15 protein-coding genes and 2 pseudogenes are annotated in these 18,061 nt (G+C 74.5%); 13 read left to right on the top strand and 4 right to left on the bottom strand.

Annotation, left to right across the window (positions count from 1 at the left end):
- Positions 1 to 48 precede the first annotated feature (48 nt).
- The 9 genes and pseudogenes from BJF77_RS02165 (at position 49) to BJF77_RS02130 (ending at position 7,424) form a co-directional block, all read left to right on the top strand.
- On the top strand, positions 49 to 873 hold the full coding sequence (locus BJF77_RS02165) for a metal ABC transporter ATP-binding protein (RefSeq protein WP_075871142.1): 825 nt from the start codon (positions 49 to 51) through the stop codon (positions 871 to 873).
- Complete coding sequence (locus BJF77_RS02160) at positions 870 to 1,790, top strand: metal ABC transporter permease (protein WP_075871141.1); 921 nt, start codon at positions 870 to 872, stop codon at positions 1,788 to 1,790. Before BJF77_RS02165 ends, BJF77_RS02160 begins: the two co-directional genes overlap by 4 nt.
- 2 nt (positions 1,791 to 1,792) lie before the next feature.
- Positions 1,793 to 2,185: a Fur family transcriptional regulator gene (locus tag BJF77_RS02155; protein WP_369821345.1), complete on the top strand. Its 393-nt coding sequence runs from the start codon at positions 1,793 to 1,795 to the stop codon at positions 2,183 to 2,185.
- A 56-nt stretch (positions 2,186 to 2,241) separates the two neighbouring features.
- Positions 2,242 to 2,367 (top strand): hypothetical protein, encoded by a 126-nt coding sequence (locus tag BJF77_RS22455; RefSeq protein ID WP_255396090.1) that lies wholly within the window; start codon positions 2,242 to 2,244, stop codon positions 2,365 to 2,367.
- A gap of 2 nt (positions 2,368 to 2,369) precedes the next feature.
- Positions 2,370 to 3,262: pseudogene (locus BJF77_RS22290) on the top strand (metal ABC transporter substrate-binding protein).
- Between the two features lie 121 nt (positions 3,263 to 3,383).
- Positions 3,384 to 3,923 (top strand): hypothetical protein, encoded by a 540-nt coding sequence (locus BJF77_RS02145; RefSeq protein WP_075871140.1) that lies wholly within the window; start codon positions 3,384 to 3,386, stop codon positions 3,921 to 3,923.
- A gap of 41 nt (positions 3,924 to 3,964) precedes the next feature.
- Complete coding sequence (locus BJF77_RS02140) at positions 3,965 to 4,906, top strand: alpha/beta hydrolase (RefSeq protein ID WP_083664920.1); 942 nt, start codon at positions 3,965 to 3,967, stop codon at positions 4,904 to 4,906.
- Between the two features lie 82 nt (positions 4,907 to 4,988).
- The gene (locus tag BJF77_RS02135; RefSeq protein ID WP_075871139.1) at positions 4,989 to 5,864 is read left to right on the top strand and encodes a PTS sugar transporter subunit IIA; all 876 of its coding nucleotides are present in this window, start codon (positions 4,989 to 4,991) and stop codon (positions 5,862 to 5,864) included.
- Positions 5,865 to 5,876: 12 nt separating this feature from the next.
- Positions 5,877 to 7,424 (top strand): PTS ascorbate transporter subunit IIC, encoded by a 1,548-nt coding sequence (locus tag BJF77_RS02130; RefSeq protein ID WP_075871138.1) that lies wholly within the window; start codon positions 5,877 to 5,879, stop codon positions 7,422 to 7,424.
- A gap of 69 nt (positions 7,425 to 7,493) precedes the next feature.
- Here BJF77_RS02130 and BJF77_RS02125 read toward each other — a convergent pair whose 3' ends face one another.
- The 3 genes from BJF77_RS02125 to BJF77_RS02115 form a co-directional block, all read right to left on the bottom strand.
- A complete protein-coding gene (locus BJF77_RS02125) occupies positions 7,494 to 8,594 on the bottom strand; it encodes an alanine racemase (RefSeq protein ID WP_075871137.1) in 1,101 nt (366 codons plus the stop codon).
- 67 nt (positions 8,595 to 8,661) lie between these two features.
- Positions 8,662 to 9,636 carry a M56 family metallopeptidase gene (locus tag BJF77_RS02120; RefSeq protein WP_047803270.1) on the bottom strand — a complete coding sequence of 325 codons (975 nt, stop codon included), beginning with the start codon at positions 9,634 to 9,636 and terminating at the stop codon, positions 8,662 to 8,664.
- A gap of 4 nt (positions 9,637 to 9,640) precedes the next feature.
- Positions 9,641 to 10,027: a BlaI/MecI/CopY family transcriptional regulator gene (locus BJF77_RS02115; RefSeq protein ID WP_255396089.1), complete on the bottom strand. Its 387-nt coding sequence runs from the start codon at positions 10,025 to 10,027 to the stop codon at positions 9,641 to 9,643.
- Between the two features lie 86 nt (positions 10,028 to 10,113).
- Between BJF77_RS02115 and BJF77_RS02110 the strand changes: the two are divergent.
- From BJF77_RS02110 to cydD, 3 genes and pseudogenes are all read left to right on the top strand, one after another.
- Positions 10,114 to 11,702, top strand: a pseudogene (locus tag BJF77_RS02110) (cytochrome ubiquinol oxidase subunit I).
- Positions 11,703 to 11,779: 77 nt separating this feature from the next.
- Positions 11,780 to 12,886 carry a cytochrome d ubiquinol oxidase subunit II gene (gene cydB, locus BJF77_RS02105; RefSeq protein WP_075871136.1) on the top strand — a complete coding sequence of 369 codons (1,107 nt, stop codon included), beginning with the start codon at positions 11,780 to 11,782 and terminating at the stop codon, positions 12,884 to 12,886.
- Positions 12,883 to 16,281 (top strand): thiol reductant ABC exporter subunit CydD, encoded by a 3,399-nt coding sequence (cydD, locus tag BJF77_RS02100; RefSeq protein ID WP_075871135.1) that lies wholly within the window; start codon positions 12,883 to 12,885, stop codon positions 16,279 to 16,281. The genes cydB and cydD overlap by 4 nt, the downstream gene beginning before the upstream one ends.
- Before the next feature lie 28 nt (positions 16,282 to 16,309).
- Here cydD and ald read toward each other — a convergent pair whose 3' ends face one another.
- Complete coding sequence (gene ald / locus BJF77_RS02095) at positions 16,310 to 17,431, bottom strand: alanine dehydrogenase (RefSeq protein ID WP_047803275.1); 1,122 nt, start codon at positions 17,429 to 17,431, stop codon at positions 16,310 to 16,312.
- Positions 17,432 to 17,546: 115 nt separating this feature from the next.
- On the opposite strand from ald, the gene BJF77_RS02090 reads away from it, so the two are divergent.
- Positions 17,547 to 18,053 (top strand): Lrp/AsnC family transcriptional regulator, encoded by a 507-nt coding sequence (locus BJF77_RS02090; protein ID WP_075871134.1) that lies wholly within the window; start codon positions 17,547 to 17,549, stop codon positions 18,051 to 18,053.
- Positions 18,054 to 18,061: the final 8 nt, after the last annotated feature.

Below are 18,061 nucleotides of genomic sequence, written 5' to 3'. Positions count from 1 at the left end.
GTCGCCGGCGAATTGACCATCGTTCTCATTTTCTTGAGAATGGGTCTCATGAAACTGCGATCCACGCCGGCGGCCCCGGCTCCGGGGAACGGCCCGGCCATCCGCACGGAGGGCCTCACCGTGGCGTTCGGCGCCACGCCGGTGCTGCGCGGGGTGGACCTGTCCGTGGCCGACGGCGAGGCCGTCGCCCTGATGGGCGGCAACGGCTCGGGCAAGTCGACGTTCCTCAAGGCCCTGCTCGGCATCGTGCCCGTCGCGTCCGGTGAGGCCCGGCTGTTCGGCGCCGACGTCACCGCCCGCCGGACCGTGCCGTGGTCGAGCATCGGCTACGTCCCGCAGCGCGTCGGCGTCGGCGCCGGGGTGCCGGCCACGGCGCTGGAGGTCGTGTCCGCGGGGCTGACGGGCCACCGGCGGCTGCGCCCGGGCGCCGGCGCCCGGCGGGTCTGCCTCGACGCGCTCGAGCAGGTCGGCCTGGCCGACCGGGCGCGCGAGAGCGTGGCGATCTTCTCCGGCGGCCAGCAGCAGCGGGTGCTCATCGCCCGGGCGCTCGTGCGGCGCCCACGGCTGCTGCTGCTGGACGAGCCGCTGTCCGGGGTGGACCAGGTCTCCAAGGAGGCCATGGCCCGCATCCTGGCGCGGCTGCAGGCCGACGGCACCACGCTGCTCGTCGTGCTGCACGAGCTCGGCGAGCTGGCCCCGCTGCTGAACCGCGCCGTGGTGCTGCGCCACGGGCACATCGTCCACGACGGCAGCCCCCCGCGGCCGGCCCCGGGGCACGACGCCCCCGACCACGAGCACCTGCACCCGCACGGGGACGAGCCCGCCGCCGTTCCCGCCGCCCCCGATCTCCACGGAAAGCCGCAGCGACCATGATCGAGACCTTCACCGCCATGCTGGCCAGTCCCCTGATGCAGCGCGGCCTGCTGATCGCCGTGCTGGTCGGGGTGTCCGCGCCGGTGATCGGCACCTACCTCGTGCAGCGGCGCCTGGCCCTGCTCGGGGACGGCATCGGCCACGTGGCCCTCACCGGGGTGGCCATGGGCTGGCTGGCCGGCTCCGCGGCCGGGCTCACCGCGCACGACGCCCTGGCCGTGCCCGGGGCGGTGGTCGCGGCCGTCGTGGGCGCGGTGCTCATCGAGGTCATGCGCACCCGGGGGCGCACCAGCGGCGACGTCGCGCTGGCCCTGCTGTTCTACGGCGGCATCGCCGGCGGAGTGCTGCTGATCGGGCTGGCCGGCGGGACCTCGGCGAACCTCACCGGCTACCTCTTCGGCTCCATCGCCACGGTCACCACCCTGGACGTCTGGCTCACCGCCGGACTGGCCGCGGTGGTCCTCGGCGTCGGGCTGGGCCTGCGCCCGGCCCTGTTCTCCCTGTGCCACGACGAGGAGTTCGCCCTCGCCACGGGGCTGCCGGTCCGGGCCCTGAACATCCTGGTGGCCGTCATGGCTGCCCTCACCGTCTCCGTGTCGATGCGCGTGGTCGGCGTCCTGCTGGTCTCCGCGGTGATGATCGTGCCGGTCGCCGTCGCCCAGCTGCTCACCCGCTCGTTCGCCGGCACCATGGGCACGGCCATGGCCGTGGGGGCCGCGGTGTGCGTGACGGGCCTGTCCATCACCTACTTCCAGCCCCTGTCCCCGGGCGCCATGATCGTGGTGCTGGCCATCGGCTGCTACGTGCTCGCCCTGCTCGTCCGCCCCCTCCTGGGGCGCGTGCGGCCCCACGGCGGGCCCCACGGTGCTGAGGGCGCCCACCACGCCGAGGACGACCTCCAGCTGAGAGGAGCATGACCATGTCCCGGACCACCCGGCAGCGCTCCGCCCTGACCGAGCTGCTCGACCGCACCCCCGAGTTCCGCTCCGCCCAGCAGCTCCACGCCATGCTGGCGGAGGAGGGCGAGTCGGTCTCCCTCGCCACCGTCTACCGCAACCTCAGCGCCCTGGCCGAGGCCGGGGAGGTGGACGCTCTCGCCGCCCCCGGTGGCGAGATGCGGTACCGCCGCTGCGCCCGCACCGAGCACCACCACCACCTGGTGTGCCGCCGCTGCGGGCACACCGTGGAGGTGGCCGAGACGTCGGTGGAGCGGTGGGCCGCCCAGGCAGCCCGCCGGCACGGCTTCACCGACGTCTCCCACGCGATCGAGCTGCACGGGGTCTGCGACGCCTGTCGGTCGGCTGGGCGCTGAGCCTCCCAACTGCGGTGAATTGACAACCGTTCTCACTTTTCACGAGAATCGTTCTCATGATCCCGTCTCGCGCCCTCATCGCCCCGCTCTCCCTGGCTGCCGCCCTCGCGCTGTCCTCGTGCGCCGCCGACTCCGCCGACCCGTCGGCGGCACCGCCGGCGGTGGATCGGGGGAGGCGCTGACCGTGCAGGCGTCCTTCTATCCGCTGCAGTACGTCACCGAGCGCGTCGGCGGGGACCTCGTGCAGGTGGAGTCGCTCACTCCGGCCGGGGCCGAGCCGCACGACCTGGAGCTGTCCCCCGCGGCGGTCGACGGGCTGCGCACCGCGGACGCGGTGGTCTACCTCTCCGGGTTCCAGCCGGCGGTCGACGACGCCGTGGCCCAGGCGGCCCCCGAGCACGCCCTCGACGCGGCGCACGCAGGGGTGGAGGGCGAGGAGGCCCACTCGGTGGAGGAGCACGGGGCCGCGGAGGACTCCCACAGCGCAGAGGCCCATGGTGCCGACGCCCACGGCGAGGAGGGGCACGCCGAGGAGGCCGGAGGTGACGGCCACGACCACGGCGGGGAGGACCCGCACTTCTGGCTGGACCCCGAGCGGCTCGCCGCGGTCGCCACGGAGGTCTCCCACGAGCTGGCCGAGGTCGACCCGGACAACGCCGCCACCTACGAGTCCAACGCCGAGCAGCTGACCACGGAGCTGGCCGCCCTGGACGAGGAGTTCACCGAGGGACTGACCACCTGCCAGCGGGACACCATCGTGGTCTCCCACGAGGCCTACGGGTCCTGGCGGACAAGTACGGCCTCGAGCAGGTGGGCATCGCCGGGCTCGACCCCGAGACCGAGCCCTCCCCGGCCCGGCTGGCCGAGATCGGCGAGGTCGTCGAGGCCGAGGGCGTCACCACGGTGTTCTCGGAGTCCCTGGTCAACCCGAAGGTCGCCGAGACCCTGGCGGCCGAGCACGGGATCGAGACCGCGGTGCTGGACCCGGTGGAGGCCCAGGCCGACGAGAACGCCGACTACCAGCAGGTCATGCGGGACAACCTCGAGGCGCTGCGCACCGCGCTGGACTGCGCGTAGGCGGCGGCGCTCCGCGCGGGTCCGGTCCGCGACCCGTCCCCGGCGGCGTAGCGTAGGACGTCCGGGATCGGCCAGCACACGGCCGTCCCGCCGAACGCCGAACGCCAAGGAGACAACGCCCGTGGAACCCCTGCCGCTGGAGCCCCTCACCCGATTCCTCGCCGTGGACCGCGCCGAGGACCTCTCCGGGCTGGCCTCGCGGATCCCCGGCTCGGGCTTCCTGTGCTTCTACCCCAACGACGAGGAGTACGCCGGCTTCGTCGACGGGACCGGGCGGCTCTGGCTGCGCGGCGACGACGCCAGCCCCGCCCGGGAGCTGCTGGAGGTGCTCGAGCCGCCGTTCCGCATCGCCTATCCGGTGGCCCCGGCCGTCACCGGCGACGAGGAGGCGGTGGTCGCCGCCGGGGTGCTGCAGACCCCCGAGGAGCTGGAGGACTACCGGACCCGCTTCGCCGACCTGGAGGGCGGCGTGGACCTCGACCACCAGGCCCACGCCGTGGACGCGAACGGCCAGCACTGGACCCTGATGGTCGGGCCCGACCCCGCGACGGTGCTCGCCCTGTGCGTCGGCCGCGACGAGGACGGCAACCCGTTCTCGGAGCAGATCCCCTTCGACGCCGAGTCCCTGCCGCTGCCGATCACCGTCGTCGAGCTCGACTGAGCACCGCCCTCCGGGCGAGCCCGGGACAAGGAGCACCCGCCATGGCCCTCGACCGCGCCAGCGCGACCTTCCTGCAGGAGCTGGCCGACGCCACCCCGCCGGGCACCCCGCCGATGTGGGAGATGACCCCGGCGCAGGCCCGCGCCACCGGAGCGGACCGGCGCGCCCGCTACGGCCCCGGCCCGGACATGCACCGGGTCGAGGAGCACGTCCTGGACGGGCACGACGGCGGCGCCTTCCGGGTGCGCGTCCTCGTTCCCGACGCGTCCCCGGCCGCGGTGCTGGTCCACCTGCACGGCGGCGGCTGGGTCCTCGGGGACATCGACGGCTACGACACGCTGGGGCGGCTGCTCGCCGCACGGTCCGGTGCGGCCGTCGTGCTGGTGGAGTACCGCAAGGCCCCGGAGCACCCGTTCCCCACCCCGGTGGAGGACAGCTGGACGGCCCTGCAGTGGGCCGCCGAGCACCGGGAGGCGATCGCCGGAGCCCCGGTGCCGCTGTTCGTGGCCGGGGACAGCGCCGGCGGCAACCTGGCGGCGGTGCTCACCCACCGGGCCCGCGACCGCCGCGGCCCGGAGCTGGCCGGGCAGGTCCTCGTGTACCCCGTCACCGACGCAGACCTGACCCGGCCCTCCTACCGGGAGCCGGAGCACCAGGCCTTCCTCCCCGCCGAGTCCATGCGCTGGTTCTGGGAGCACTACGTCCCCGAGGAGAGCGCTCGCGGACACCCCGAGGCCTCACCGCTGCGCGCCGAATCCCTGGGCGGCCTGCCGCCGGCCCTGGTCCTCACCGCGGAGCACGACGTGCTCCGCGACGAGGGCGAGGCCTATGCCCGGCGGCTCGCCGCGGAGGGCGTGAGCGTGGTGCACCACCGCTGGCCCGGCCAGATGCACGCCTTCTTCTCCCAGGTCAACATCCTCCCGGCCAGCGCGGAGGCCCTCGATCTCGTCGCGGCCCATCTGCGGGAGCGAACCACGCCGTAGCGGCGGGCCGTGCGGCGCCGATCCGCACCCGGCACCGTGCGATGTGAACGTCTTTTAATCGTTCGCGGGTACGCTGTCAAATATGTCGAACATCGGGCGTTTACTGGACATCGAATCCATCCGTCTCGACGAGTCGGTGGACGACTGGCGTGCCGCCATCACGTGTGCCGGCGGGCTGCTCGAGCGGCAGGGGGCGATCAGCGACGAGTACACCCGGGCCATGATCGCCGGCGTCGAGGAGAACGGCCCGTACATCGTCGTCGCCCCCGGGTTCGCCTTCGCCCACGCCCGGCCCTCGGAGGCCGTGCACCGCACGGCGATGTCCTGGGTCCGGCTGGCCCACCCGGTCGAGTTCGGGCACGCGTCCAACGACCCCGTGACCCTCGTCGTCGCCCTCTCCGCGAAGGACCAGAAGGAGCACCTGCAGGCCATGCGGCAGCTGGCCACCCTCCTCGCCTCGCCGGGGACCCGGACGACCCTGGACCGGGCGGCGACGCCCGAGGAGGTGCTCGCCCTGCTCACGGAGGACGCCCCGGCGTCCCGCCCGGGGGCGGCGGCGACCGGATCGGCGTCCTCGTCGACGGCGGAGGCGGCACCGGCCGCACCGGCCGAGCCGGCGCCCGCGGTGACGGAGGCGGCCACCGAGCCGGCGACCGAGCCGGCCACGGAGAGCCGCAACAAGATCCTCACCGTCTGCGGCAACGGGCTGGGCACGAGCCTGTTCCTGAAGAACACCCTGGAGCAGGTGCTCGACCGCTGGGGCTGGAGCCCCTACCTCACGGTCGAGGCCACCGACACCATCTCCGCCCGCGGCAAGGCCAAGGAGGCCGACGTCATCCTCACCTCAGGGGAGATCGCCCGCGCCCTGGGGGACGTGGGCGTGCCCGTCAAGGTGATCGAGAACTTCACCAGCACCACCGAGCTCGACGCCGCCATGCGCGAGCTCTACGACGTCTAGGAGCAGGTACCCATGAACTGGCTCGTCAGCATCCCCGAGTTCCTGGTCAGCGAGATCCTGGCCGTCCCCGCGTTCCTCATCGGCATCATCACCGCGGTCGGGCTGATCGCCCTGCGCAAGAGCACCGGGCAGGTCATCGGCGGCGCCATCAAGGCCACCCTCGGCTTCCTGCTCATCGGCGCCGGGGCCACCCTCGTGGTGGCCTCCCTGGAGCCCCTGGGCGTCATGATCCTGGGCGCCACCGGCGCCCAGGGCGTCATCCCCACCAACGAGGCCATCGCCGGGATCGCCCAGGCCGAGTACGGGGCCCAGGTGGCGTGGCTGATGATCCTCGGCTTCGCCGTCAGCCTCGTGCTCGCCCGGTTCACCCCGCTGCGCTACGTCTTCCTGACCGGGCACCACGTCCTGTTCATGGCGACGCTGCTGACCATCATCCTGGCCACCGCCGGCTACGACGGCTGGGTGACCGTGTCCCTGGGGGCCCTGCTGCTGGGCATCCTGATGGTGTCCCTGCCGGCCCTGGTCCACCCGTGGACCCGCCGGATCACCGGCGACGACAGCGTGGCCATGGGCCACTTCGGCACCGCCGGGTACATCGCCGCCGGCGCGGTGGGACAGGTGGTGGGCAAGAACAGCCGCTCCACCGAGGACGCGAAGCTGCCGGAGGGACTGCGCTTCCTGCGCGACTCCATGGTGGCCACCGCACTGTCCATGGCCATGATGTACGTGGTCCTCGCCGTGCTCTTCCTGGTCCGGGCGGGGTCCGAGGAGGCCTTCACCGCCTTCGAGGGCGGCGCCACCGGCGTGGGCAACTACATCATGATGTCGATCACCCAGGGGCTGCAGTTCGGCGTGGCAGTGGCCGTGATCCTCTTCGGCGTGCGCACCATCCTGGGCGAGCTGGTCCCGGCGTTCCAGGGCATCGCGGCCAGGGTCGTCCCCGGGGCGATCCCGGCCCTGGACGCCCCGATCGTCTTCCCCTACGCGCAGAACGCCGTGCTGCTGGGCTTCATCGCCAGCTTCGTGGGAGGCCTGATCGGGCTGTTCGTGCTCTCCGTGTGGCTCAACCCCGCCATCGGCGTCGCCCTGATCCTCCCGGGCCTCGTCCCGCACTTCTTCACCGGCGGCGCGGCCGGCGTCTACGGCAACGCGACCGGCGGGCGCCGCGGGGCGCTCGCCGGCGGCTTCGTCAACGGCCTGCTCATCACGTTCCTGCCCGCGTTCCTGCTGTCCGTCCTGGGCACCTTCGGCTCCGAGAACACCACGTTCGGCGACGCCGACTTCGGCTGGTTCGGCATCGCCGTCGGCTCCGCGGCCAAGATCGGGTCCGTCGGCGGCATCGTGGTGATCCTGCTGATCGGCCTCGCGGTGCTGGGGCTGGCCGTCCTGGTGCAGCGCCGGGTGGTCGACGCCGGGTGGGACCCGTCTCCGGGCCGCGTCTGGCCGGGCGCGGCGGGTGAGCGGGAGACCGCGGCGGTGGCCGCCTCCGGCCCCACCCTCGCGCACTCCAAGATCGCCCCGCCGAAGGGCGCCCCCGCACCCCCGCCGCCGCCGAGCTGAGCCGGCGGCCCCGGGGCGTCGTGCGAGCCGGGTGGGCCGCTTAGGAGTTCCGGCCGCGGGGCGGGCCGCTCAGGAGTTCCGGCCGCGCGCGGCCACGGTCCAGCGCTCCAGGAGCTCGCCGTCGCGCACCACGGCCACGTCGTCGACGAGGTTCATCGTGATGCACACGTGGTTGGGGACCACCCGCAGCCGGTCCCCGAGGGCGGGAAGCGGGCGGTCCTCGGGCCACACGACCGTGGCGTGGTGCTCGGACAGCGCGGTGATCCGCGCGTCCGGGTGGTCGAGCAGCCGCCCGTGGCCGGTGGCCCAGGCCGGCCGGTCGGTGCCGAGGACCTTGCTGCCGGCGTCGAGCACGATCCGCCGCGGGACCCCGTGACCGCCCTCGTGCCGGCTGACCACGGTCGAGGCCACGGTGAGGGCCACGTCCTCCCAGGAGCAGCGGCCCAGCTCCAGCTGCTGGGCGTCGCCGAAGACGTAGACGCCCGGGCGCGCCTCGGTGGCGGCGGAGCCCTTGGTCAGCAGCGCCGAGGGGGTGGAGCCGCCGCTGCGGCGCAGCACCTCGAATCCGGCGTCCCGCATCTTCTGGGAGGCCCGCTCCAGGGCCTGCTGCTCCTGGGCGGCGGCCTCGGCCGGCATGCCCGGGGCGTAACTGTGGCCGGGGAAGGTGAAGACTCCCTCCACGCGCAGCCCGGCCCGGAGCGCGGCGCGGGCCACGTCCGCGGCGGCGTCGGGGCGGACCCCGCTGCGGTGGTGGCCGCTGTCGATCTCCACGAGCACGGCGACGTCCCCGGCCGCGTCCCCGAGCTGCTCGCCCATGGCTGCGGCGGCCTCCGCGGAGTCCACGCCGGCGCTGATCCGCGCCGTGGTGCTCAGCCGGCGCAGACGCTCCGCCTGTCGCGGCCCCACCCACAGCGGATAGGCAAGGAACAGGTCCCGCGCCCCGTGGGCGGCGAAGACCTCGGCCTCCCCGATCGTGGCCACGGTCAGGCCCGCCGCGCCCGCGGCCAGCTGCAGCGCCGCGATCTCCGGGACCTTGTGCGTCTTGGCGTGCGGGCGCAGGGCCAGCCCCTTCGCCCGCATCGCCGCGGCCATCCGCTCGATGTTGCGCCCGAGCACGTCCCGGTCGATCAGGACGTCCGGGGTGTCGACGGCTTCGGGAATGCGGTCCATGGGGCTCCTCGCCGGTGCAGCGCTCGGGTGGGTCCCGCCCATCGTAGGTCCGCGGCCGGCCCGCGGCTCAGACGAGCAGCCGGCCGAGGCCCGGCCCCAGCAGCAGGAGCGTGGGGACGACCACGAGCGCGGCGGCCGCCCCGATCACCCCCGCGGTCCGCCCGGGGGGCAGCGGGGGCATCGCCAGGCGCAGGATGCGGTCCCGGGCCTCGTCGGCCAGCGTCCGTCCCGGGTCCGCGGCGGACGGGTGCACCGGTCCACCCTCCCCTGCGGCGTGGAACGCCAGTCCCGGCCCGCCGGCGCTGACCAGCGCGATGGCCCGTGCCAGCACGTCGTCGTCGACGGAGCGCCGTGCGTGGTCGTCCGCGAGCATCTCCACGAGCAGCCCGACCTCGCGCTGGGCGCGGCGGGCGATCGGGAACCAGGGCAGCGAGGACTTCCAGGCCCGGAACAGGACCAGCACGATGTCGTGGCGCTGATGGGCGTGGGCCCGCTCGTGCTCGACGACGGCGGACAGCTCGTCCTCCTCCAGCAGCGAGACCAGTCCCACGGAGAGCACGGTCAGCGTGGTGAACGCCCCCGGCAGGCAGTAGGCCACCGGGGCCGGGTCGTCGAGCAGCCGGGTGCCCGGTGCGTCCGGCAGAGGAGTGCTGAGCAGCAGGACCAGCTGGGCGTGGCGGCGGCGTTCGCGCTCGGCCCGCAGCACGGTGACGAGCAGGTTCAGCAGCAGGTGCCCGCCCAGCAGCAGCGCGCCCGCGAGCGCGAGGACCTGGAGCGGCCCGAAGGCCCGTCCGAGGTCGTGGCCCTGGAACTGTGCGGAGAGGCTGATCCCGCTGCTCACCAGGTCCGGGCCGAACGGGGCCAGTCCGAACGTGACGAGGGCGCCGAGCATCGACAGCCCGCCGGCCAGGGCGACCGCCTGCCACAGCACCAGCGCCGTGGCGGGCGCTCGGGCGGGCCACCGTGCCCGGGCCAGCAGGACCGGGACGGGCCAGGCCAGGGCCACGGCGAGCGCCGCGAGCACCAGCGAGGTGGCGACCACGCGGTCAGCTGCCGCCGAGCAGACGGCGCAGGGTCTGGGCCTCCTCGGGGCTGACCTGCCCGACGAAGCGCTCGAGGACGGCGGTGCGGTCGTCCGAGGAGCCGAGCACCTCGTGCATGAGGTTGGCCATGTGCTCCTCGCGCGAGGCCGCCGCGCGGTACCGGTGCGGCCGGAAGGCGCGGTCACGCTGGACGAAGCCCTTGCGCTCGAGCCGGGAGAGGACGGTGAGCACGGTGGTGGCGGCGCGCGGGCGGGAGCCGTCCCCGGCGTCGGGGAGGCGGTCCTGCAGGTCGTAGGCGGACAGGGGCGCGGCGGCCTGCCAGAGGATCTCCATGATGGATCGCTCCAGTTCGCCGAGGGGGGCCGCGCGCTTGGGGTCGTTTCGTGCCACGGCCCGATTGTAGCGCGGACTGCCGGATGTTCTACAGTGTGTAGAAGTAGTTCTACGCTCCGTAGAAAAGTTGGGGGAAGCAGCCGATGGATCCTCTGGAGATCGCCCGCTGGCAGTTCGGGATCACCACCGTCTACCACTTCGTCATGGTCCCGCTCACGCTCGGGCTCGGACTGCTGGTGGCGCTCATGCAGACGATGTGGGTGCGCACCGGCGACGAGCGCTGGCTGCGGATGACCCGGTTCTGGGGCAAGCTCTACCTGATCAACTTCATCATGGGCGTGGCCACCGGGCTGGTGCAGGAGTTCCAGTTCGGCATGGCCTGGAGCGAGTACTCCCGGTTCGTGGGCGACGTCTTCGGCGCCCCGCTGGCGATGGAGGGCCTGCTCGCGTTCTTCTTCGAGTCCACCTTCCTGGGCCTGTGGATCTTCGGCTGGGACCGGCTGCCGAAGAAGGTGCACCTCGCCACCCTGTGGACCGCCGTGCTCGGCTCCGTGGTCTCGGCGTTCTTCATCATCGTCGCCAACTCCTGGATGCAGCACCCGGTGGGCGTGGAGCTGGTCGACGGCCGCCCGGTGATGAACGACGTCTGGGCGGTGCTGACCAACAACACGGCCCTGGTGGCCTACGCGCACACGCTCGCCGGCGCCGTGGCCGTGGGCGCCGCCTTCCTGGTGGGCATCGCCTGGTACCAGCTGTGGCAGCGCCGCCGGGACGGCATCGACACCGTGGACGAGCGCGGCGCCGTGGTGGTGGGGGAGCGGGCCGACATCCCCGGACGGGACCGCACCGACACGGCGTGTGGCTGTCCAGCCTGCGGATCGGGGCGGTCGTGGCCGTGCTCGGCTTCGGCGCCGTGGCCGCCAGCGGTGACGTGCAGGGCAAGCTGATGTTCGAGCAGCAGCCGCTGAAGATGGCCGCCGCCGAGGCCGCCTGCCACGACGGCACGAGCTTCTCCGTGCTGGCGGTCGGCCCGCTCGGCGGCCAGGACTGCGACGAGGTGGTCAACGTCGTCGAGATCCCCGGGCTGCTGTCCTTCCTGGCCCACGGGGACTTCGACACCGAGGTCAAGGGCGTCAACACCCTGATCCCGGAGTACGAGGCCGCCTACGGCACCCATCTGCCGGACGACCCCATGTACGGCGAGCGCGCCGGGCAGGAGATCGACTACCTGCCGCTGATGGAGGTCACCTACTGGGGCTTCCGCCTGATGATCGGCTTCGGGGTGCTGGCCGCCGCCTTCGCCGCCCTGACGCTGTGGATCACCCGGAAGGGCACCGTGCCCGCCTCCAAGCCGATGATGTGGGTCGCCGTGGCCTCCATCCTCGCGCCGTTCGGCGCCAACATCGCCGGGTGGGTGTTCACGGAGATGGGCCGGCAGCCCTTCGTGGTGGCGCCCAACCCCAACCCCAGCGGCGTGGACGGGGTGTACATGTACACCGCCGCGGCCGTCTCCCCGGGGATCAGCGGGCAGGAGGTGATCTTCTCGCTGGCCGTGCTGGGGCTGATCTATGCCGTGCTGCTCGTGGTGGAGGTCATGCTCCTGGTCCGTTACGTGCGCGGCGGGGTCGCCTCCGCGATGCCGGAGCTGGCGCACGACGACCACGACGACCACGGGCAGGGCCACGACGGCGCCCGCGGCCGGGGCGACGACGTGCTCGCCTTCGCCTACTGACGCCGGCGCCCTGCCGCACCGACCCCGACGCACCGACCCTGACACGCGCGCCCGCCCGGCGCAGAAAGCCCGCCGACATGGACTTCCTCCCCACCCTCTGGTTCATCGCCATCGCCGTGCTGTGGACCGGGTTCCTGCTCCTCGACGGCTTCGACCTCGGCGTGGGCATGCTCATGCTCACCAGCACCCGGGACGAGCGCGAGCGTCGCCAGATGCTCAACACCATCGGCCCGGTCTGGGACGGCAACGAGGTGTGGCTGATCACCGCGGCGGCCGGTCTCTTCGCGGCCTTCCCGCTCTGGTACGCCTCGCTGTTCTCCGCCCTGTACCTCCCGCTGGTGTTCGTGCTCGTGGGGCTGATCTTCCGTGCGGTGTCGATCGAGTACCGCGGCAAGGGGCACAGCGACCGGTGGCGGCGGTGGGCCGACCGGGGTCTGGGCACCGGCTCCTTCCTGGCCGCGTTCGGCCTCGGCGCCGCCCTGGCCCTGACCACCACGGGCCTGCCGATCGACGCCAACGGCGACCGCGTGGGCGGCGCCTTCGCCTGGTTCACCCCCTACGCGCTGCTCGGCGGCCTCGCCTCGGTGGGCTTCTGCCTGGTCCACGCCGCCGCCTTCCTCGGGCTGAAGACCGACGGGCCCGTGCGGCGGCGCGCCCGGCGCCTGCTGGTGCGCTCCGGGCTGCCCGCGCTGCTCCCGCTCACCGGCTGGGTGGTGGCGGTGCAGCTGCTCAACGGCGGGTCCTGGACCTGGCTGCTCGTGGGGGGCGCCGTCGTGGCGGGCCTCTTCGGCTGGGCCAGCGCCCGCCTGGGCCATGAGGGGCGGGCCTTCGCCGGGACGTCGGCCGTGCTCGTCCTCGGTGTCGGATCGATCTTCGCCAACGTCTACCCCGTGGTGCTGCCCTCCACCCTGGACCCGGCCTGGCACCTGACGGTCGCCAACGCCTCCAACAGCGACTACACGCTGGGGGTGCTGACCGTGGTGGCCGGCCTCGGCCTGCCCCTCGTGCTGCTCTACCAGGGCTGGAGCTACTGGGTCTTCCGCCGCCGCCTGACCACCGACCACCTGCCCGCGGCCCACGCGGTGCGGGCGGCCGTGGCCCCACCGGCCGGCGCCGCGTCGCCCGGCACCACGTCCCGGGAGCACCGGCCGGCCGGCGGCCCCGAGGACGCGCGCCCGGCATGAGACGACCTCCTCTCGGCCCGGGCGCAGCCGCGGCCGTGCTCGTCCTCGGCGTCCTGGCGGCCCTCAAGGCGCTGGCCCTGGTGCTGCTGGCCGAGGCGGTGGCCCGCGGCGTCGTCGGGGTGCTCGATGACCATCCCGACGCCTGGCGGGGCGCCCTCGTCCTCGGCGTCCTCGCGGGGCTCCTGCGGGCCGCGACCACGTGGGCGGGCCAGTACGTCGCCGTCCGCGCCGCGGGAGAGGCCAAGCGCGGCCTGCGCCGGGAGCTGGCCCGCCGGGTCCTCGCCGGCGGCGGCCACGACGTCGGGGCCACCACCGTCGTCGGGACGGTCGGGCTCGACGCCCTGGACGACTACTACGCGCGCGTGCTGCCCGCAGTGGTCACTGCCGCCACCGTGCCGCTGCTGGTGGGTCTGCGCATCCTGTCCGCCGACTGGGTGAGCGCGCTGATCGTGGTGCTCACCGTGCCCCTGGTGCCGCTGTTCATGGCCCTGGTCGGCCTGCACACCCAGGACCGGGTCGACGAGTCCTCCGCCGTGCTGCAGCGCCTCTCCCACCACCTCGTGGAGCTCGCCCGGGGTCTGCCCGTGCTCGTGGGCCTCGGCCGGGTGCAGGAGCAGGCCGCCGCCCTGCGGGAGGTCTCCGAACGGCACCGGGAGACCACCCTGCTCACCCTGCGCACCGCCTTCCTCTCCTCGCTCGTGCTCGAGCTGATCTCCACCCTCTCGGTCGCCGTCGTCGCCGTCTTCGTGGGGGTCCGGCTGGTGCACGGCGACCTGGACCTGCTGACCGGGCTCGTCGCGCTCCTGCTCGCCCCCGAGTGCTTCGCGCCCTTCCGGGACCTCGGCGCCGCCTTCCACGCCTCCCAGGACGGGCGGGCCGCCCTGCGCCGCGCGGACGAGATCGTCGCCGAGCCGGTGCCCGAGGACGTCCGCCGGGCAGGGCCCGCACCGTCCGTCCCCGGCCCGCCGGCCCTCCGGATCCGCGGTCTGGGCGTGCACCACCCCGGCCGTCCCGTGCCCGCCCTGTCCGGGATCGACGTCGAGCTCCCCGGCGGGTCGGTGCTCAGCGTGGAGGGACCCAGCGGCAGCGGGAAGTCCACGCTGCTCGGCGTGCTCGCCGGCACCGTGCCGGCCCGGTCCGGCAGCGTGGAGGGCGTCGACCCGTCCGCCGTGGCCTGGGTGCCCCAGCACGTGCACACCGTGGCCGGGACCGTGCTGGACGAGGTGCTGCTCCACGCCGAGAGCGAGGCCGCCGCCCGGGAGGCCCTCGCCCGGGTCGATCTCGCCCGGCTGTCCGGGGCGGACCCGGACCGGCTCAGCCCCGGGGAGCTGCGCCGGCTGGGCCTCGCCCGCGGGCTGGCCCGTGTGGCCGCCGGCGCCCGGCTGCTGCTGCTGGACGAGCCGACCGCCCACCTCGACCCCGCCGGCGCCCGCCGCGTCGAGGCGCTCGTCGACGAGCTGCGCGGCCGGGTCACCGTGGTCCTGGCCTCCCACGAGACGGAGGTGACCGCGCTCGCGGACCAGCAGCTCCTGCTCGGGGCCGCGGCCGCGCCCCGCGCCGAGGGCGGCTCCGGCGCGTCGCCGGCTCCGGGGACCGCCGCCCCGTCCCGTGCCGACGGCCTGCTTCCCGCACCGGGGACGGCGCCGCCGGCGGCCCCCGGCGAGGGGCCGCACGACGCCCTGCGGGAGCTGGCGGCGTTCCTGGCCCCGGCCCCGTGGCGGACCGCCGGCGCGGTGGCCCTGGGCACCGCCGCGGCCCTGTTCGCCGCCGGGCTCACCACGCTCTCGGGCTGGCTGATCGTGCGCGCCGGCGAGCAGCCCGGAATCATGTACCTGATGGTCGCCATCGTCGGCGTCCGCTTCTTCGGCATCGGCCGCGCCGTGCTGCGCTACGCCGAGCGGCTGCTCAGCCATGACGCGGTGCTCGCCTCGACCACCGAGCTGCGGGCCCGGGTCTGGGCGGGACTGGCCGTGCGCGGGGTCGCCTCCCGCAGCCTCGCGACCGGCGGCGCCGCCCTGGACCACCTCGTCGCCACCGCCGACCGGGTGCGCGACCTCGTGCCCCGCGTCGTGCTGCCGCCGCTGATCGGGGTCGGCACCGCGGCCGGCGCGGGGATCACGGTCGCGGCCCTGCACCCCGGCGCGCTGCCCGCCCTGGCCGTCGCGCTCGTCGGCGGACTGCTCGTCGGGCCGCTCCTGGCGCTGCTGGCCGACCGCTCCGCCGCCCGCGGCGCCACCGTGCTGCGCTCCGGGGTGCTCCGCCGGTTCGCCGCGATGGTGGCCGCCGCGGACGAGCTGCGGGCCAACGGGCGCGCCGCGGCGATGCTCTCCGAGCTCGAGGCCCTGGAGCAGGACGCCGAGCGCGCCGCCCGCCGCAGCGCCTGGGCGCTGGGCCTGGGCAGCGCCACGGCGGTGCTGGCCTGCTCGGTGTCGTCCGTGCTGATGCTCGCGGCCACCGCGGACCCGGCGCGCGAGGGCGTCCTGGCCGGGCCCGTGGTCGCGGCCCTCGTGCTGCTGCCCCTGGGGCTGCTCGAGCCGATGCTCGGGGCGGTGGACGCGGCGCAGCAGTGGCCGGCGCTCTCGGCGTCGCTGCGCAAGCTCCGCCCGCTCACCGCGGCGGCCCGCGAGGCGGCCGACGACGATCCCGGCCTCCCGGACGGGACGGGGACCGCGCCGCCGGCCGTCCACGAACTCGCCCTGCACGGACTCGCAGTCACCTGGCCCGGGGCGCCCGCCCCGGCGTTCCGCGGGCTCGAGGCCTCCGTGCGGCGCGGGCAGTGGCTCGTGGTCGAAGGACCCTCCGGGGCGGGGAAGTCGACCCTGCTCGCCGCGCTGCTCGGCCACCTCCCGGCGGCCGAGGGCTGGTGGTCCGTCGACGGCACCGACAGCCGGGAGCTCGACGCCGCCGGGCTGCGGCGCAGCGTGGCCTGGTGCCCGCAGGAGGCGCACCTGTTCGACTCCACCCTGCGCGGCAACCTGCTGCTGGCCCGCGACCGCGAGGACCGGCCGTCCGACGCGGAGCTCCGCGCCGTCCTGGAGCGGGTGGGCCTGGGCCCCTTCCTGGCCGAGCTGCCGGAGGGACTCGGCACCCGGGTCGGTCCCGGCGGGGCCCACCTGTCCGGGGGCCAGCGGCAGCGCGTGGCGGTGGCCCGGGCCTTGCTCACCCGCGCCGGCGTGGTCCTGCTCGACGAGCCCACGGCCCACCTGGACGCTCCCGCGGCGCGGTCGCTGCTGGCCGACCTGCGGCAGGGGCTGGCCGACCGCGTCGTCGTCCTCGTCACCCACCACCTCGCCGAGGCGGCCGCCGGGACGGACGCCCGGCTGCGGCTGCCGGGCACCCACCCTGCGCGGACACCGGAGCCGACGGCCGCCCAGGCGGTGCCGGCCGCCGGCTGACAGCCGGGGGGCCGGTCCTGCGCCGGCGTCAGGCGGCGGGCACGAGGTCCGCGCGGTCGGTGAACTCCAAGCCGTGCGCCTCGCTCACCGAGCGGTGGGTCACGTGGCCGGCCATGGTGTTCAGCCCGGCGGCCAGGGCGGGGTCGGCCGCCAGGGCCGCGGTGACGCCCTGGTCGGCCAGGGCCTCGGCGTAGCGCAGCGTGACGTTGGTCAGCGCGTAGGTCGAGGTGTTCGGCACCGCACCGGGCATGTTCGCCACGCAGTAGAAGATGGTGTCGTGCACCGGGAAGACCGGGTCCTGGTGGGTGGTCGGCCGGCTGCCCTCGAAGCACCCGCCCTGGTCCACGGCGATGTCCACCAGCACGCTGCCCGGCTTCATGGCCGCGACCATGGCGTCGGTGACCAGCTTCGGGGCCTTGGCCCCGGGGATCAGCACCGAGCCGATGACCAGGTCCGCCTCGGTGACCGACCGCTCGATCTCGAGCCTGTTGGAGGTGACCGTGCGCAGCCGCCCGGCGTACCGGTCGTCGAGCTCGCGCAGGCGGTCCACGTTCACGTCCAGGACGGTGACCTCCGCGCCCAGTCCCACGGCCATCGCCGCGGCGTTGGTGCCGGCCACCCCGGCGCCGATCACGGTGACCTTGGCCGGGCGCACGCCGGGCACCCCGCCCAGCAGCACGCCCTTGCCCCCGGCAGGGGCGGTCAGGGCGGCGGCCCCGGCCTGCACGGACAGCCGGCCGGCGACCTCGCTCATCGGGGCCAGCAGCGGCAGCCGCCCGTCGGCGGTCTGGACGGTCTCGTAGGCGATGGCGGTGACCCCGGACTCCAGCAGCGCCGCGGTGAGCTCGGGCTCGGCGGCCAGGTGCAGGTAGGCGAACAGCACCAGACCCTGCCGGAACCGGTGGTACTCGGAGGCCACGGGCTCCTTGACCTTCAGCACCAGGTCGGCGCGGGCCCACAGCTCGTCGGCGTCGGTCACGAGCTCGGCCCCGGCCGCGGTGTAGTCCGCGTCGGGGATGCCCGAGCCGGTGCCGGCGCCGGTCTCCACGAGGACGGTGTGGCCGTGGGCGACCAGTTCGTGGACCCCGGAGGCGGTGATGGCCACGCGGCGCTCGTTGTTCTTCACTTCGCGGGGGACGGAGACGATCATCGGGGGCCTTCTTCCGCAGGAACCGTAGACTGGGTGACAACAAACTACGGTTTTCGCCCGGGTCGGTGGGGTTTTTCGACGATTCTTCGGCGATCGGCGCAGAACTGGAGGAATGATGGCGGATGTGACGCGCGACACGCGGCGTTCACCGCAGGATCTGCGCCCGGGCCCCGAGCTGGACGAGCTGGACCGGCGGCTGCTGGCGCTGCTGCGGGAGAACGCCCGGATGACCAACCAGGCGCTCAGCGAGACCCTCGGGGTCGCCCCGTCCACCTGTCTGGCCCGGATGAAGAACCTGCAGCGGACCGGGGTGATCCGCCGGTTCACCGTGGAGGTGGAGCCGCGGGCGATCGGGCGCAGCATCGAGGCGCTGATCAGCGTGCGGCTGCGCCCCGGCGCCCGGCACCTCATGTCGGCGTTCGGGGAGGGGCTCAGGTCGGTGCCGGAGGTCTCCCAGTTCTTCTTCCTGGCCGGCGCCGACGACTTCCTCATCCACGTCACCGCCCGGGACACCGACCACATCCGCCAGTTCGTCCTGGAGCACCTGTCCTCCAACCAGGCGGTGGCCGCCACGCAGACCAGTCTGGTGTTCGAGCACGTCCAGGGGTCGGTGGAGCCCTGAGCCGCCGG

It is taken from the genome of Kocuria sp. CNJ-770 (assembly GCF_001942375.1).
GTDB lineage: Bacteria > Actinomycetota > Actinomycetes > Actinomycetales > Micrococcaceae > Kocuria > Kocuria oceani.
Note: the sequence above shows the minus strand (reverse complement) of the source record. Positions and strands in the feature narration are given on the sequence as shown.